At 32.1% G+C, this 16,752-nt stretch carries 13 protein-coding genes; 6 read left to right on the top strand and 7 right to left on the bottom strand.

The genetic code is table 11. From position 1 onward, the window contains the following. Nucleotides 1-1,047 precede the first annotated feature (1,047 nt). Complete coding sequence (locus F1Z66_RS09125) at nucleotides 1,048-1,347, top strand: hypothetical protein (protein WP_149863307.1); 300 nt, start codon at nucleotides 1,048-1,050, stop codon at nucleotides 1,345-1,347. A gap of 483 nt (nucleotides 1,348-1,830) precedes the next feature. On the opposite strand, the gene F1Z66_RS09120 is transcribed toward F1Z66_RS09125, so the two are convergent. Continuing rightward, nucleotides 1,831-2,043, bottom strand: a complete 213-nt coding sequence (locus F1Z66_RS09120; RefSeq protein WP_149863306.1) for a hypothetical protein — start codon at nucleotides 2,041-2,043, stop codon at nucleotides 1,831-1,833. A 372-nt stretch (nucleotides 2,044-2,415) separates the two neighbouring features. On the opposite strand from F1Z66_RS09120, the gene F1Z66_RS09115 reads away from it, so the two are divergent. Continuing rightward, nucleotides 2,416-2,769: a hypothetical protein gene (locus F1Z66_RS09115; protein ID WP_149863305.1), complete on the top strand. Its 354-nt coding sequence runs from the start codon at nucleotides 2,416-2,418 to the stop codon at nucleotides 2,767-2,769. 816 nt (nucleotides 2,770-3,585) lie between these two features. Continuing rightward, the gene (locus F1Z66_RS09110) at nucleotides 3,586-4,341 is read left to right on the top strand and encodes a class I SAM-dependent methyltransferase (RefSeq protein WP_195907521.1); all 756 of its coding nucleotides are present in this window, start codon (nucleotides 3,586-3,588) and stop codon (nucleotides 4,339-4,341) included. 664 nt (nucleotides 4,342-5,005) lie between these two features. Here F1Z66_RS09110 and F1Z66_RS09105 read toward each other — a convergent pair. From F1Z66_RS09105 to F1Z66_RS09095, 3 genes are all read right to left on the bottom strand, one after another. After that, a complete protein-coding gene (locus F1Z66_RS09105) occupies nucleotides 5,006-5,983 on the bottom strand; it encodes an FkbM family methyltransferase (protein WP_195907520.1) in 978 nt (325 codons plus the stop codon). Between the two features lie 200 nt (nucleotides 5,984-6,183). Continuing rightward, a complete protein-coding gene (locus tag F1Z66_RS09100) occupies nucleotides 6,184-6,531 on the bottom strand; it encodes a hypothetical protein (protein WP_149863302.1) in 348 nt (115 codons plus the stop codon). 207 nt (nucleotides 6,532-6,738) lie between these two features. Continuing rightward, on the bottom strand, nucleotides 6,739-7,767 hold the full coding sequence (locus tag F1Z66_RS09095; protein WP_149863301.1) for an aldo/keto reductase: 1,029 nt from the start codon (nucleotides 7,765-7,767) through the stop codon (nucleotides 6,739-6,741). Between the two features lie 341 nt (nucleotides 7,768-8,108). On the opposite strand from F1Z66_RS09095, the gene F1Z66_RS09090 reads away from it, so the two are divergent. After that, the gene (locus F1Z66_RS09090; protein ID WP_149863300.1) at nucleotides 8,109-8,576 is read left to right on the top strand and encodes a pyridoxamine 5'-phosphate oxidase family protein; all 468 of its coding nucleotides are present in this window, start codon (nucleotides 8,109-8,111) and stop codon (nucleotides 8,574-8,576) included. A gap of 879 nt (nucleotides 8,577-9,455) precedes the next feature. Next, a complete protein-coding gene (locus F1Z66_RS09085; protein ID WP_159357627.1) occupies nucleotides 9,456-10,451 on the top strand; it encodes an SPFH domain-containing protein in 996 nt (331 codons plus the stop codon). A gap of 627 nt (nucleotides 10,452-11,078) precedes the next feature. On the opposite strand, the gene F1Z66_RS15865 is transcribed toward F1Z66_RS09085, so the two are convergent. Next, nucleotides 11,079-11,588, bottom strand: coding sequence for a hypothetical protein (locus F1Z66_RS15865; RefSeq protein WP_195907519.1), 510 nt, complete (start codon nucleotides 11,586-11,588; stop codon nucleotides 11,079-11,081). An 860-nt stretch (nucleotides 11,589-12,448) separates the two neighbouring features. On the opposite strand from F1Z66_RS15865, the gene F1Z66_RS09075 reads away from it, so the two are divergent. Next, nucleotides 12,449-13,069 carry a hypothetical protein gene (locus F1Z66_RS09075; RefSeq protein ID WP_149863298.1) on the top strand — a complete coding sequence of 207 codons (621 nt, stop codon included), beginning with the start codon at nucleotides 12,449-12,451 and terminating at the stop codon, nucleotides 13,067-13,069. 251 nt (nucleotides 13,070-13,320) lie between these two features. Here F1Z66_RS09075 and F1Z66_RS09070 read toward each other — a convergent pair whose 3' ends face one another. Together F1Z66_RS09070 and F1Z66_RS15495 are read right to left on the bottom strand one after the other, a co-directional pair. Continuing rightward, nucleotides 13,321-14,079 (bottom strand): class I SAM-dependent methyltransferase, encoded by a 759-nt coding sequence (locus F1Z66_RS09070; protein ID WP_149863297.1) that lies wholly within the window; start codon nucleotides 14,077-14,079, stop codon nucleotides 13,321-13,323. A 2,033-nt stretch (nucleotides 14,080-16,112) separates the two neighbouring features. Beyond that, entirely contained in the window at nucleotides 16,113-16,283 is a 171-nt protein-coding gene (locus F1Z66_RS15495; protein WP_154670533.1) for a hypothetical protein, read from the bottom strand. Nucleotides 16,284-16,752 lie beyond the last annotated feature (469 nt).

Raw genomic sequence — 16,752 nt, 5'->3', positions numbered from 1 at the left:
AAGGATAGGCCTGAAAAGTACAAATGCAACCCATAGTAAACATACTTTGAAGGTGTTTTATTTCTGGTAAACATAAAGGAGATAAAGCATCTTCAATCTATAAGAATTCCTTAAATGAACAGAGCCATTTCTTTTGTTTAGAGATACAAATGATAGGATGGGTGGTTGGGTGGATGGGTGGCAATACAATAAGTTTTAGATATACTTGTATTTAGAATAAGTTAGTAGTAGACAGACCCCAGATTATAGGTAAGAAAAACCAATTCCTTCCATAATTGTCAAATATAGGGTATTTTGTAATAAAATTAAAGTATTTATAGAAAATTTTCAGCCTCTCACAATACAAACTATCTAGAAAGAAATTCGAGAAAAGATATACCACTTATTTTTTACTATTGGTTGAGCGAAAGAAAGTTGATACCCTATATTGTCCCGTAAATGGAAATATCTTTCTCCCCAAGACACATCTTTTGGGACAATTTCAATTATATTTTCAGAAGTCGACTTGCTATTTTGAAAATATGAAAATATGTCATCGACATCATCAGTTTGGAAAATTAACCTTCCTAATCTGTCTTAGATTTAGTCGCACCAGAATATGAATGCTAACCCTTGACTAGATCCAAGTTTAGATAAACATTCGGTGTAGATTAACCAATTTGAAAAATGTAAAATATGTCATCAGAATCTCATCACCAAATACTAAATTAAATCCCGATATTTTAGATTAAAATTTACAGGTTGGTTCCATATTAGTAATTGAGAGAGTTACAGCAGAAATTCTGTGTGCGTTGACCATAAATCAATAATGTCTTAGTACTTTGCAGGGTTCATTGCTAGCACCTCTAATACAATGAACAAAAGAGGTGTATAACTACCTAGTATGATTATTATTACCATCAACAAATGAGTAAGAACTACCAAATATTAGGAATCGGTAGCACTTATAGAAAATTTAATATCAGAATCACAATACTAAAACATCATTTATCTAAACAATAGATAAGTAGGAAATCCTTTTATTATTAACTCAAAGTCGTAACATTAATGACAGAGAGGATGGTAAAAATAGATCAAGCCAGTCAAAGTGATTCTGGCACAAAGCTCCAAAACAATTCTCCGCGGTCAAATGACCCAGAAACTGGAAAGCAATTGGAGCAAAATAGGGAAAATGAAATTACCGCCCGACAGCGAGTTTTTAATAGCTCTTCAGAATATAAAAAAAGAGAGATTGTATTCGGTCAGATACAGCGCTTGCAGACCAGATTATCTAATTTAGAAACAAAAAACAGATCAAATTTTAGAAATTTTAAAGTCAAATCATCAATTAAATTCAAATTAGTCTAAAACAGATTTCACCCTATTTTCACACATTATTTAAAATTTAACATGATATTTTTCCAATCTTTATGCTCATTCCACGATAAATACGAGTCAGATGTTTTCCATATGTGGACTCTAAAGTATATAGTCTCAAAAAATCCAATAGTAAATGCATTTTAGGAAAATAATGTTTTTAGATTGATTAATGTTGTTTTACCAAATGGCAGTTTTGACACCTTTTACACATTATTTTTTAATTTTTACACACTATATGTTTCGTATCATACAGATATACCAATATTCTTAATGCAAATTGTATGACTATAATGAATAACAATATTTCTTTTGAGAACGAGTAAAGAATTAGTATATATTTATTAGAAAGTCGTATTTTCTTTGAGAAATCTAAATACAATACTCTTAATATTGGTTCATAAGATCTATTCAAAGCAGATAATGATTGAAAGGTCCTTTCATAAACCCTCACGTATAGTTGCAAAACTAAATTTACTTATTATTAGGACTTGAAGTATAATTATTCTGATTATGATTACTCATTGATAAATTAGTAGAGGATGACTCATTTATGATGGTACCGGGCAAATCAGGCGGACTTTGTATTTGAGCAGTTACCAAGAGCAATGGCGATGATAAAAATAGCAGAGCCAAACCAAAATTTGATAAAGCAAGTATGCCAAAAACTATAGCATGGGATATCATTCAACAGCAATTAAGTATGATAATATAAAACCAGTAATCAATCAATAGTCATCTTGAAGTTTTCAGAAAATATGTCGTACTTTGCTAACCCACAAAAAATTTGCCAACCTTTCCATAATAGTATAAAAATTAGAGGCGGGATTTCATAACAGGTTACCTACCCCATAGTCTTCATTAAATCCATTTTTTCAATACATTTCACGTTACCTAGTTACCTTGTGACTATCTGAATAGTGTAAGAAATATCTTGTGGTTATAGATACAAATATTTATCTACACATGACATTAATTTTTCAGAACTAATTTTCCATTTACTTGGAGATATTACCCAATGTTAGTAAACTTTTATATTGTCATATGCTAAATCATGTAATGAATTCAGTCCTAATTATTTCAGTTATAGCTGCAATATGTACTGCGGCGGCCGGGCTATTACATCTAAGCATGGTCCCCGCACAATCTACAAATTCAACCATATTGTTTTTGGTTGGCGGTATTGCTCAAGTCTTTTGGGTTATTCCAACAATTAAAAGATGGGGATTTGGCTGGGATGCAGTGGGTCTGGGTGGAACACTGGTCTTTGTCTTAATTTGGGTAATAACTCGAATCCCCGACAATCCAATAACAGGCAGAGGTGGACGTATAGGGGATACTGCCATAATTCTGGAAACTCTTCAGATAGTTTTTGTTATACTGCTAGGTATTCTGATGGCAAAAAGAAGGTGATAATATCAAAAAAAGCTGACCTTATCAGATAAATCACCTTTGATGGAATAAGGCCAAGATAAGGATATTCTACAATATCAATGCATGCATTGGCTTTTTATTATTTATTTATGATATAAATAAATAGTGCAAAGGGTTGACAATTTGTAAAAAAATAAAATAAATCTCACCTCAAGTATTATGATTGCAAACATGTCGTTCTTGTAATTTCCATAACTATATTACTAAATCAAACAACATTTAACCATACTTACATGAGTATGCAATTGAAACAGTATAGTTCACTATAAAAAAGGAATAATAACAGGTTTAGACATGTTTCACAAGAAAGTATGCCGACAAAACAAACGGTAAAACTACATTCATGTCAAACCCTAGATCAAGAAAGCGACGTTGAAAATGCAGTAATTCTGCTAAGTTATCATAATCCTACCAATACAAACAGTACACCCCAATTTTGATAAGAGAAAGTCCCAAAATTGAGGAATATGTATTAACAACTGTAAATGTGATAGAGATCTATTTATTTTGATCTATCAAGGAAAAATGAACATTTAGATAATTAACCTATACTTATTCTATGCATAGAAATGAAAACACACTACACATTGTCATTTAATTACATCGTTTTTAGTATCCGATGAAATTAATCCCTACATGATTAACATAGAAAGTAAATCAAATATTATCTTCCCTCAGTAATGAAATATGTTGGATAAGTTATGTCAAGTTTAATTGAATTGATATTTATTCCTCGTCACATTTTTTCTATTATCATTGCAAAGTAGTAAAGACGAAGTGAAACAAATTTGGAGTATGGGTGACTACAAAAGCAGGGGGCAATACTTTCCCCCCGTATCCGCTCAACTTGTAAACCTGGTTCAATTAAAACCCAAAGAAATGGTATTGGATGTAGCTTGCGGTTACGGTAACACAGCTATAACCGCATGTAGAAAAGGAGCAAAAGTGACAGGTATAGATCTAACACCTAAACTGCTAATGCTGGCAAGAGAGGAAGAAAAAATAGCAGGGTTAAGCAGCATAAACTGGAAAGAAGGAGACGTTGAAAATTTACCATTCGAAGACGAGACATTTGATATTGTACTATCGACATTTGGACACATCTTTGCATCTAACCAATCTTTGGCTGCCAAAGAAATGGTCAGAGTATTAAAAAAGGGTGGAAGACTAGGGTTTTCTAGTTGGCCGTCGGAATTATTAAGCGAAAGATTGTCAGACGTAATATCAAAATATAATCCGTTTGGAGAAACTAAAGAATTCAAACCAGGTAGTTGGGGATCACCTGATAAAATAAAGCGTTTATTGCCCGAATTAAAAGAATTGTTCTTTGAACGGGGTACGATTGAAATTCCCTGTCTGAGTCCAAATCACTATTGGAACGATAGCACCCATAAAGCAGGATATCTAATGAGAATAATTGGTGAATTAAAGTTTCAAAATAAATACGATATAATCGAAAAAGTTAGAAAAGAATACTTAGATGCTTTAGAATCATATTTTTTGGATAACAGACTGAGATTTGGATATCTCTTAGCAATAGGCAAGAAATAGCATAAATCATTTTTACCAACATACATTATTGGATATAGAAATTGTAAAGTAATCCTCTCAAATGAACTTTAAAAAACAAATTTCCTTTGTTTTGAAGTGGAAAAGAAATTGGCAATATCGCATTTACCTTTTTGACTATAGTTCAAAATATGAGCAACATGTGTTCAAATAATATTTGTAAGAAATAGTTCCTAATTTGGATTAACCCATTCTTTCACCTATCTTGTTTGTCCATATACCCAAGTTTGAGTTAGGATGCATCATTTTTAATTCAAAAATTAGGTCAGGTTTACTGGGGTGATAGGATTTACTTTTTTACTAGGCGTACGATTGTTAATAAAAATGCATTCATTTTAGGTTAATTTCACGATGGAGCCGAAAGGCCAGTTGTTACGATATGTTTGACCAAGGACATTAACAAAACTAAAACAATTCCAGTCAGTAATGCTATTGATGTCATATCCCATTAAGGTCGATAGGTGGTCCTCATAAATGGTCATAATTTTGTGACAGTGTATAAAACTGAGATATCGAAGTATTGAATTGAAGAATTTTTTCCCTTTATTAATCCCTCCTTAAATTATTACATAGACAAAAGTATTTTCCTTTTGCATACGATATTTAAATAATGCTCAGAGCTAGTGATTAGATTTAGAAGCAATACTTATCGATCGCTTTGTACGGTTTTATTTCCAAATTTCTTAAACAACACATGTGACTCACCGCTTTGTCTGCGTTCTTCAAAATCAACTAGAAATCCGTTGTTTTCTAGGTATTTCTTTATTTTTTCATAAAATGTTGTCCCATCAGAAAGATTATGAATTTCAACAAGAATGGCTAAATCATTGGATGTAGACAAAAGGTTTTTGCATCCTTCAATGACTTCGAACTCTGCACCTTCCACGTCAATTTTAATCCACGATATCTTGTTGATATCTAATCCTTGTTTAAGTAACAAGGAGTCAATTGTGATTGCATCAACTTCTACGTACGCATCCAATCCTTTTGTATTGAAATTGTCAATATTAGTTATCACAGTCCCAAATTGGTTGTTTCTTATGTTGTCAGAGCCTCCTTTATAGAATTTTATTTTTGTCTGCTTTGAAAAAGCAGCATTATTGAACGCAAATACATTGTTAAGATTATTGAGAGAAATATTCTTAATCAAGATAGGATACACATCTGGGTTAGCCTCTATTGATATAACTTTGCCATCTTTTCCAACCCTTTTTGACCCTATAATAGAGTATCTTCCAAGATGGGCCCCCACATCAATAACGGTTTCGCCAGGTTGTGGGTTAAATCGTGATAACATATTTTCTTCTCTTGAGATCAAGCTAACGTATTCCACCACATTATAAGGACAAAGAACCTTGTAATCATATTTTGGAATATAAATTGCTCCCATTGTCTTTTTAAATCCCAATCGTCCCATCATTTTGTAAAAATATATTTTTACAAAAAAGGAAGAAATCAGTTCGTTGCCCTTTCTTATTTTCTTAAATATTCTAGATTTATTTTTTCTTTCATTACCGTAAATTAAAGTTGTCAATAAATCAGATATAGTGTAAAATGACCTATAGCTCAAAACCACAAAACCATTTAGAGCTTCATTTCCAATTTCCTTTGGAGCTTCATCCATCCACCGCATTTAATGTGGATCACCACCATGTAATTTTATCATGTATTAGATTATTAATAAAAAATAATAAAAAGGGGATACATTTATCAGAATCAGTTATTAAGAATTACTACAAATTTTGAAATTTGTTTTGTTCTTCAAATTATTTAATCTTTTTATGATTAAATGTAAGGTATAATAGTGATTATATTTTGTCGTTCCTATACTTTTTCTCGAGCTTTGTCTGCTACATCCTTTGTTGTTTCAACCACTTTGTCCTTAATATCACCCATTTTGTCCGAGATATCATCCAAAACAGACTCGCCATCCCCTTCACGCTTTTGTTCAAATCCCTCTAGTGATGAAGAAGAAACATTCACGATCAATTGTTGTCCATCGTAAGACTGGACGTTTGACTTTGGAATCAGATAGATACTGTCACTTGCTCCGTCCTTTTCGACAATAATCGAGTCGCCTCTTTCACCAATTAAATTCCCCACAACTTGTCTATCAGATAAAACGACACCTTTTTTAGAAATAATTAATTCTGAATAATCTATTTCTGACATTTAATTATATTGTACATCAAATTATAAAAGACACTACAATTCATCACGAGTTCTTGTGTTGATATTATTTGCATAATAGTTATGACGAAACAATCGATTATGTTTTTCGATTTTTTAAAAGATACTAAAGTAACAAAAATTCCAAATGATTACTGAAATTATTCAATGGATAATAGAATTTTTCTATAAAAAAAATGGAGGGTCAGATTATCGATATTCGTCTCCACAATCGCCTATTATTTCAAACAAATTGTTTGATTTAGAACAGATTTTTTCTATCGCTGCACGGTCAGACTCGTCCAAAGAAAAACCAAATACCTGCGTGTTACTATCAATATGCTCCGAAACTCCGAGCCTTGCACCTATAATTACACCCGCTACTGAGGGCTTTTCTAGAATATACCTAGTGGCTACATTTGCGATATCTACATTATACTTTTGACCAATTTTTTTCAGAGTCTCCAATAACTCTTGGAATAAACTCCAATTCCCCCACAAGTCAACCATTTTTTTGTATTTTTGTAAACTCAATGTGTCTAGATCATATGTTGAAGGTTCTTGAGACATACCCAAATATCGCTCAGATAAGAGACCTCCACAGATGGTACCATATGCAAACAAGTTTTTGTTGTTTTCTTCACAAAATTGAATCATTTTTACTTCAGGTCTTTGGTCTATAATTGAATATTGAACTTGGTTAGATACGATCGGAATATTTGAATCATGTATAACTTGCATCCGTTCAGTATCAAAATTTGTTAATCCCAGATGTTGTATCAAACCATCATCACATAGTTCAGCCAGATAACCTAAAGCATCCACATAATATGGATTATCATAATCCCACCAATGAAATTGAAGTAGATCCAATGACTCTACACCCATTTTAGCCAGAGAGTTTTGCGTACTTTCTTTGGCCATAGAACGTGTAATTTTGCCGGGATGAGGCACCCATTTTGTAAATGCCCTAATTTGCCTCAATTCTCCATCTCCTTTTATCTCTGCAATTTTTCGGCGAAATTGACCCATAAAGTCCTCAGCGGGACCGTAAATATCGGCCATATCCCAAGTAGTAAATCCGGCTTCATGGTATCGCATCATCTCGTCCACGGCCAATCCGTGATCAATGTAACCATGCCCGCCGGCAACTTGCCACATCCCATTAACTACCCTATGGCACTGTAATTGCGGAGACAACGAGTAAAATCGCCCTTGATGGTTTGTCTGAGAATCCATGCGTACATTAACCTTGAAATATAAAGATATTTAAACATCAGAGTTTGTAATAGAATTGCCCAAAACCGATTACCATCTTTTGGAAAGAATGATGTTACTTAATGTTTTATAATAAAGAACATTTATTTTAAAATTTAAAATGAAATGGCTACTTAAAATTAAATTTCTATTTAATGGCAAAGAGACTATCTAATCTTTTTTTAAACCTGTCGATTTATTTGGCTTTTTATTCTTTTTTTAGATCATTTGAAGGGTAATTATAACCTAAGTTAAATAATAAAAAGAATAAATTTAATTCCATTTTCTAAAATCTTTTTATAAATGCAATCGTACGAGAACATATGAAGATAATTGATGCCTCTGCTGGAATGGGTAGTCCACTGTCTGAAACAGAAGTACAGGAATTTTTATCAAACAGTAAATTTAACATTTATATAGCTACAACAGATAGACAGGGGCGACCAAATATTCATCCAGCGTGGTATTATTATGAACCCCAAAATGGAAAGTTATATACCAATACCTCAAAGAATTCAACAAAAACAGACAATATAAGAGAAAATAGGAACCTCTACCTTTGTATCGACGATCCCAATCCACCATATAAGGGTGTTAAAGGTGGTGCAATATGTACGATTTTAGAAGATCTAGAACTCGTCATTCCAATTGCAGAAAGAATCATGATAAAGTATCTTGGCAGTTTAGAACACCCAACTGCTAAAGGAATATTACTACATGTTAAAAATGGAGAAAGTGTGCTTTTGGAAATGACCCCAAGATTCTATTCAACATGGGACTATAGCAAATAGCCTTCCAAATCCAAACTCAGAAACACATGAGTTAAACACTGAATTTTTTTACATTTTGATTTTAATTGTCGAGTGTTAAACCGCAAGAACTTATTTTGTTTAAACAAGTTTTAAATCAGATATATTAAAATAATTTATATTTTAAAAGATCAAATTGATCAAGAATCAAACATGCAAATTAATTTCCCATACCAATATGTAAATTAATAATTGAAAACAGGGTAGAATGAGATAAATGTCCTACTTGCCCTCACACTTACCCTGCGATTTTTGAATTAAGGTTTCTGTAATTAAATCAACCTTCCTTAAAAGAAAATTGATACAAATAACTAAATGAGAATAATGTTATTCAATCACCACCTTGTAAAGAATTAGAGAATCGTACTATATAATAACCCCATACAGGTCAGTAATCGGATTCTAAGAAATATTAATAACAAAACAATTGTCATTAAAGTATGATGAAAAGCAGAAAAGAAAAAGTTAATGCAAATTATTCTGATGATACAAATTTGAAAAGTATATGACCGATTGTTACCTCAATATCATTTTTATGTATTAAATCCCATATTCCATTCCCTCTTCGGAATTCAAATGGAATACTCGATTCCTTTCGCGATTTATAATCATCAATTTTTTGAATAGAATGATATGAATGTTGACGGTAAAGCTCTAACTTTAAACCAGTTATAGGAACATAGGTTTTGAATCACTAATCTTTCCCAAAATAATTTGTGTAAAAGATAAATTGATCACAATTTCAAATTAACAAATTTCTTAATGATTTATAGACAGTTGAATTATGTCAATATTTCATTCTATCAATTCAGATTATTCCCTCATCTAAAAGTTTTTCAATTGGGTAATAGTTATATAAATATGTCTATATCGAAAAATATTGATGGTTTTATTTCATCAAAAACATCAACAAAAAAAGGAACAGGATTTCAAATAATTATTGGAGTATTACTCTTGATAATTTCGATCATAATTTATCAAATCATCTCTATTGACGTATTACTCTATGTTATGCTGACAATAAGTATAATTATGATAATTTCATCTTTTTTTATTATAATTAATCAATACGAGAGAGCAATTATTTTAAGAGTTGGTGTATATCGTGGACGAATACGACCAGGGATACATTCAAGATTACCTTTAATAGACAACATTTTGGTGATAGACATTAGAGAAAAGGTTAGAGAATTTAACGCAGAAAAGATGCTAACAAAAGATAATGTTCCTGTAACCATAGACGCGATTTTAAGGTATCAAATAATTGAAGAGAGATCAAATGACGCATTGTTAAACGTCGAAAATTTCAACGAAATGATCAAACAGGTTTCTCAAACTACGCTACGAAACAATATAGGATCGTCAATATTTCAAGAAATACTATCGAAGAGAGAAGAGATTAACCACAATATCAAAGCAATAATATCCAAGGAGGCTGAAAATTGGGGAGTGATGGTTACAGGTGTAGAGATCAGGCAGGTAATCATACCACAGGAATTGGAAGCAGCAATGTCTATGCAGGCACAGGCTGAGAGAGAAAAACAAGCCAGAGTTACTTATGGAGAATCAGAGATTTTGGTTGCTCAGAAGTTTTTGGACGCCTCAAAAATCTATTCAAACAATCCTGTTGCTTATGCCTTAAGACAATCCAACATGCTTTATGAGACCATGAAGATACATGGAAACACCATAATAATGGTCCCATCTGAGACACTCAACTCGATGGGCTTCGGAAATCTGGGAACAACCATTGCTTATCTAAATAGCTTGGAAAGGAGTATAAATAGCTCAAACAAGAAACCGAGTGTTGATAACCCATCATTAAAAGGAAAGACCAAAAAAGAGACTATGGACTGATTAAGAAATCTTTGCAGTGTTTTTAGTTAATAGTTTAATTTGATTTTTAGTATTCCTTATGGTTTGTAAGCTCCATGGCAAGATACACGAACATCCTGGTTATCTAAATGATTATACTGGTCCCTCTGGCGTTTTAGAAAATGAGATCAAAAAATCGACTGCGGTTTATCTGTAACTATCATATGACTCAATTAATTTTGATAATTTCCCATTTAGGAAAGAAAACATATTCAATTCAATCCCATAGAAATGAAATAAATCAGCATCGCAGCCTATTACAGATTCTCAGAATAGGCAATTTTTATTAGGAACAAAAAAAATTATTAACAAAAATGAATACATATAGCACAATTTTGAATAGAAATTGAATCGAGCCATATTAATCCTTTGTTAGAAAAGTATCATCAGGATTTTGCCGAATCTAATGATCGAAGAACAGAGGTAACTTTGATTTACCAAACTAAATTTACTCGGACGAAAAAAAATGATTAGAATAATTGTGTAGTTAGTAGATTGCTTGAATACAAGATCGATAAATTAAAAAGGTTTTGTGATTGTAATGACGATTATTATTTTACATAGGCCATTTGAATGAATCAAAACGAATTATGGTTTAGAGTTATAACTCTAATAACCGAACAGTTCGTTAAACTTAGCGATATTACCGTTTAGATCACTAGTATAATCGCTTGCTCGCATCTGTGAGTCATCGCTTGAAGAGGTGTCAGTCTCATCGCTTGAAGAGGTGTCAGTCTCATCGCTTGAAGAGGTGTCAGTCTCATCGCTTGAAGAGGTGTCAGTCTCATCGCTTGAAGAGGTGTCAGTCTCATCGCTTGAAGAGGTGTCAGTCTCATCGCTTGAAGAGGTGTCAGATCCAGTAAGGAATGTTTCCTCATAACACGTTGTTACCTCGTTCTTTGTGGGTTCTTTTTCGAAATAATCATCCTCCTCTGCACCTTTGCTGTTGTCAATTTTTTCATCAATACAATCATAAAAAACGGGCAAACCTTTGTCCAACGTAGAGTTCCCACTGTTAATTGGAATCAATGGAACAGCCTGACCAAAAGCTATACCACCATGAATTGATACCGATACCATAACCATGGCAATAGTTGAAAGAAGTATTGATAATGTCATTGAATTAGACTTGAACTTCATGTATTTTTTGGATCGAAAAACAATTTAACCTATTCTACAATTTTATGTATTATTTTTCTATATAACAATTTGCTGAAACAATCAAAGTTCGTGATAGTGGAATATTTGGTAACATCATTAATCTACATATATTTTGTTCCAAGGTTTTTGGCGATTCAAATCAGATTTTAATTATCTGTTCATTTCTTTGATATGATGGAGTCTGGAAAAATATTATTATTAAAAGGAATAGTGTAACCAAAATTAATCACATGGCATTAGTGTTTTAATTAAATACATGACAGGGTCATCATATGCTCGATGCATTTTCCATTAATACTAAAACCAATATTTTTGTCATGATAGCGTATAGTCTAAAAGCGATTTCTACTACAACCTATGAATATTAATAAAACTAATTTGCCCGTTATTTCAATGGAGTAATAATGATTTGAATTATCAAAATCTAGTTTTTAATGCTTGATTTCGGAGTGTAAGAATGGACGGTATGAGGCCATTACAATTCATGTATTACTTTTATTTTAGAATAGATATAGATTTCACATAGCAAATTAACATATTTGTGCTTGTTTTTTATATTATAGCCCTGTCAGGATTAAAATCAATTTATTTTATCTACCACCGTCAAAGGAATCTCTAAATTAAATTAATTAGAGGTTGAAGGATAAAGCATCCACATTCGGATCATTTAACAAAAAATCCACGACAAAATTTCACTTTAGCTGTCCCAGATATTAAATTGGCAACAGCCAACAAATTTCATTTGATCTAGAACGAAAATATGGATAAATATATAAACAAAGTTTAAAGCATTTTATCACCAAGTAAATTTATCAGCAATGAGTTCTAAATTTAGTATTTGGACCTGGTTTGGCATTATAATTCTTTTTTTTACCATAGGTTCAATTCTCAGCAGCATTCCGATATTTTTAAAATCATATTCTCAACAAAGAAATGTAAATATTGCATCTAATGAATTTCCAAATCAGGTTCCTAGCAAAAGTACAGGAAAAAACCCATACTTATCAATTACCCTTCAGGTAACTAAAAACCCCATAAATCATGGATCAACGGGAATCCTATATGAACCAACAGAGAAAAGCATCATGATTAGTATTAACGACAGCGGTACTCAAAAAACAGGTCGATTTTTACTAGATAACTCTACCAGAAATCAAGTAATTGTTTCAAATGTCAGCATTTTTCCGACGTTATCCTTTTCAATGTCTGCCGACAAAAAATCAAGCATAGAAAATATTGGAGAAATAAGTCGAGTTTTCTTTGTAAATAATGTTACCAAACAATCAGACAGTCAAATATTTCAAGGGATTAGTAGGTTTACTCCAATAACCGTAGATAACAAAGTGTATCCTGAACCAATAGCATCATTTTATCTATACAAGAATGGAACTGGAACTTTAAATATATTAGATAATAAGCCACCGATACATCCTCATTGATCAAGCACAATAAATAGTAAACTCTTAATCTTTACCCTCATTATTACCAAAGTAAACATTTTAAAAACTGAGATAGGATTAAGGCAATTTTTATTGTTCCTATTACCATTAGTTTGGTATAAAAAAATATTGCAAAATGCAAGCAAGGTTCACAATTAATAATACTTATACTTATAGTGCCTCCAAACAATCATTGAGAAGATTCCAGTAATCCCGGAACCATTATTTCTAACTTAAAGTTCAACAAGACATTAATATTTAACGGTACCTATTCTAAGATTTACATCCCATCTAACAACTCTCTTTTGATTTTCCTGGCCCCACAAAATTTCAAAGTCTTTTCGGAATTGATCTAAAGGGTTGTAGTGATTTCGAAGTTGGAATTTTTTTACTGATGACCAAGTTTCCATATAAGAGAAAAGATCATTTAGATTCCAATCAACCATCATTTCAAATTTTGGGGATTTGAGCTCTTCGAATGGAAACGGTATAGTCTTATAGCCATCTTTAACAAATTCGGTTTCTTTTGGCCAATAGTTTCCCAATATATCGCCACCTACAGCGAGTCTATCGCTAATTTTGTCTATTTGGGGATTTATTTTGTGCATCCCGTAAGACCAAACGGCTATTATTCCACCAGGTTTCTTACTTACGCGCCGCACTTCATTATAAAACCTCTCAAAGTTAAACCAATGCACTGCCTGAGCTACTGTTACTAAATCAATAGAATCATTTGGCAGGTTAGTACTTTCGGCAGGAAAAACTTCGTACAGTATGTTATCCCGTACAAACCCATTTTCGATCTGATTTTTACTTAGGTCGCTGGCAATAACTTTTTTAAAGTATTTACATAGTCCAATTGCTGCCTGTCCATTGCCGGTAGCACAGTCCCAGACTACTCCTCTATGAGGAACAATCGTAGAAAGATATTTAAAAAGTGATTCGGGGTAATGAGGTCTAGAAAAAGAATATTCCTTTGACTTTGTGGAAAAATGATCTGCAGGACTCATCTTAACTTTTAATACTTAATACAATGTCTCGTTGTATTAATAATTATTAAAGTCTAAGCATTAAAAATCATTTTGTTTGATAACTACCATAGTGATCCAAAGATATAGTGGACAGTTATGCCTCTTTTTTACATGCGAACCAATCATGTTACTGATCAAAAACACTATAAATTTGGGATAAAAGGTTAGCAGTAGTTAATTAAGTCATCCTATACCTCGTGGTCACCTGTCTGAATAACCAAAGATTTAAGTTTATGGTTTCAACTTTATTTCGCTCATTCAATTGTAGTTTATCATTTTATTTTGATTCCACTCCACCAATACCCTCTTTAAGATAATGTTATATCCGTTATTACATAACAAAGAGTAGATAGCAGCCGGGGCAAATCGCTGACCGCCTTATTTAATAGTTACGCAATAAGCAGCTGCCATCATATTCACATTAGATGGAGGCATGTTATCTAACTTCCAAATTCCATTACCTCATTAGTTTTGAAAGATTCATGAATATAAAATAAAAGCCCATGTTCACTAGGATTATAGATAGACTTAACTTCAAGCTGAGTTTGACATAACCAAATCTCGTATTTGGTCCATAAAACGTTGAGTATAGTTTACTTTAGTAAAAAAGGTTGCCTGTAGCGGATAACTGATAAAGGTATCGCATCATAGCCCATTTTCTACATCAAAATAACAATCATAATCTGTGTTGAATTTTATATTAATGTTGAAATGAACATGTTGATTAGCATATAGTATTTAAAATTTTTTTGAATGGTCTATTGCAGATACAGCAATTTTTCGAATTTGTCGCAGTCTAGTATATAGTATTCAGTGCTATTCCATCGCCAAGGTAAGTTGCTTCCAGTAGATCCGAAATATTAATTTGCAGAGGAGTAATAGCATTACCCCAAGTTTGAATCCAATTATCATTTTGATCACCGGATGTTCAGGGTTCAAAGGAAAGAGATATAGAAAATATTGGAGAATTGAAAAAAATAAATGCTAAATAACATAGATATTAAAAATACCTAAAAAAACTCGACATTAAAATCGAACTCATTATATTATATCTATGAGATCGATGTCGATCAGCGAATATATGTGAGAGAATTTGTCCTATCCACTATCCAAATTCACATCGATTCAACTTCAACATGTTAATCTGATGTTTTCCCCTAAATGAAGCCTTTGAATGTATGAAAATCTTGATTTTGTTGCAAAAAATCTTAAATTCTTTTAAACTCGTGTCCTTCTACGACTTTATTGAAAATTTAGAAAACAATGGGAAAATAAGGCTCACAGTCTAAACAATAAACTCTACCTTTTTTAAGGTTATATAAATCGATATATAATAGGTAAGTAGGCTTTGTTTCACAGTATTCCAAGTCGTGCTACGAAACTTATGCTATGGTTTTACCTTTCATGAATAATTCAAATGCTATTTCGGTGATTATTTTCTCTGTTTTGGAGGTCTTTGGCTCCATATTCGTCAATTATTATTATTCCACTATCTCAAGCGGAAATTCTCGCTAATTTAGTTATTTCAGAACATTTTTTTGTCTTATTATAATAACGGTATACCAGTCTTGCATTTCTTTATTCTTATAGATTTGTATTTAAGACTATTACCAAAAATTACCTTTGTTATCAAATCATTTCCCTGCTATCATTAGGTTTGCTAGGCTTTCATTTATGAAGGAACCTTTGCAGAAATACATGCAATTAGTATACAAGTGAGCAGGTTAGACATCACATCATGTCCAAGTTTTTCAGGTGATAAAAGATCTATTTAAAAAATACCCATTTAAAGTTCATTAAACACATATTTTCTGCTCACTGGCAGGATTTGTAAAACAATTTTATTTCAGAACTCAAGATCCATCATAATTCATAGAAATCTTTGCTTTCTCAGTTAAGATTAGTGAATAATTTTCTTGATAATACATATAATGCATAAAAACCGGACAAAAAAATCTATGCTTTTTCTCTCTCATTAAAAAAGAGCATTTGCAAATTTCATATTAAAATTCCTATTGATCACAATTGAAACTTTTTGATTCAATAGTTTGGTTTTCTGGGTCATCTGAATTGCTATCAGCATTCTTGCGTTTTGCTTTTATTCCTAAAAAAGGTAGGAAATACTGTTTAACAAAAAAATAATCTTCAAACAGAATCAAAGAGTTAAGTTGGCTGGTAAGCATTATAAGAAATCACAAAAATAGTGAAGAACAAGAGAAGAATTTTTCAGGAGATTCCATAGAACCAAGAAGATGTTTAATAGTTAATGATTTTTGGCAGTAGTAAAGTGATTATTAGTTTTAGGCTTTTTTTAGGTCAAGGAAGCGAAAATTAGAGACAATAAACTCAAATGAACATAATTTATTTTAATTAATCGAATGCGGGTGCATCTACTGGTGATAATCATGAATTCTAAATGTACTGAATTCCAGAACAATAATATCACTCCACTATATGCATGATAAAACCAGCCATGTGTAATTAAAATACAGATGATGACTGTAAAGGACAAAAAGCCAGTAGGCAAATTATGAAAAATCGTCAATGGCAAGTAGAGTTGTTGATAGTATCCCTCTACCAATATACACAGAGCAAAACCAAATTCTCCTCTATGCACTCAACATGATAAGATAAAGTATGTAGAGGTAGTAG

This window comes from Candidatus Nitrosocosmicus agrestis (assembly GCF_008389435.1).
In the GTDB taxonomy this organism is placed as follows: domain Archaea; phylum Thermoproteota; class Nitrososphaeria; order Nitrososphaerales; family Nitrososphaeraceae; genus Nitrosocosmicus; species Nitrosocosmicus agrestis.
The sequence above is the reverse complement of the archived record's forward strand: the minus strand, read 5'-3'. Positions and strand labels throughout refer to the sequence as shown.

Bases quoted from the DNA above. Each gene is read 5' to 3' on its own strand.
- F1Z66_RS09125 (WP_149863307.1), top strand. From the start codon at position 1,048: ATGACAGAGAGGATGGTAAAAATAGATCAAGCCAGTCAAAGTGATTCT.
- F1Z66_RS09120 (WP_149863306.1), bottom strand. From the start codon at position 2,043: ATGATATCCCATGCTATAGTTTTTGGCATACTTGCTTTATCAAATTTT.
- F1Z66_RS09115 (WP_149863305.1), top strand. From the start codon at position 2,416: ATGAATTCAGTCCTAATTATTTCAGTTATAGCTGCAATATGTACTGCG.
- F1Z66_RS09110 (WP_195907521.1), top strand. From the start codon at position 3,586: ATGGGTGACTACAAAAGCAGGGGGCAATACTTTCCCCCCGTATCCGCT.
- F1Z66_RS09105 (WP_195907520.1), bottom strand. From the start codon at position 5,983: ATGGATGAAGCTCCAAAGGAAATTGGAAATGAAGCTCTAAATGGTTTT.
- F1Z66_RS09100 (WP_149863302.1), bottom strand. From the start codon at position 6,531: ATGTCAGAAATAGATTATTCAGAATTAATTATTTCTAAAAAAGGTGTC.
- F1Z66_RS09095 (WP_149863301.1), bottom strand. From the start codon at position 7,767: ATGGATTCTCAGACAAACCATCAAGGGCGATTTTACTCGTTGTCTCCG.
- F1Z66_RS09090 (WP_149863300.1), top strand. From the start codon at position 8,109: ATGAAGATAATTGATGCCTCTGCTGGAATGGGTAGTCCACTGTCTGAA.
- F1Z66_RS09085 (WP_159357627.1), top strand. From the start codon at position 9,456: ATGTCTATATCGAAAAATATTGATGGTTTTATTTCATCAAAAACATCA.
- F1Z66_RS15865 (WP_195907519.1), bottom strand. From the start codon at position 11,588: ATGACATTATCAATACTTCTTTCAACTATTGCCATGGTTATGGTATCG.
- F1Z66_RS09075 (WP_149863298.1), top strand. From the start codon at position 12,449: ATGAGTTCTAAATTTAGTATTTGGACCTGGTTTGGCATTATAATTCTT.
- F1Z66_RS09070 (WP_149863297.1), bottom strand. From the start codon at position 14,079: ATGAGTCCTGCAGATCATTTTTCCACAAAGTCAAAGGAATATTCTTTT.
- F1Z66_RS15495 (WP_154670533.1), bottom strand. From the start codon at position 16,283: ATGCTTACCAGCCAACTTAACTCTTTGATTCTGTTTGAAGATTATTTT.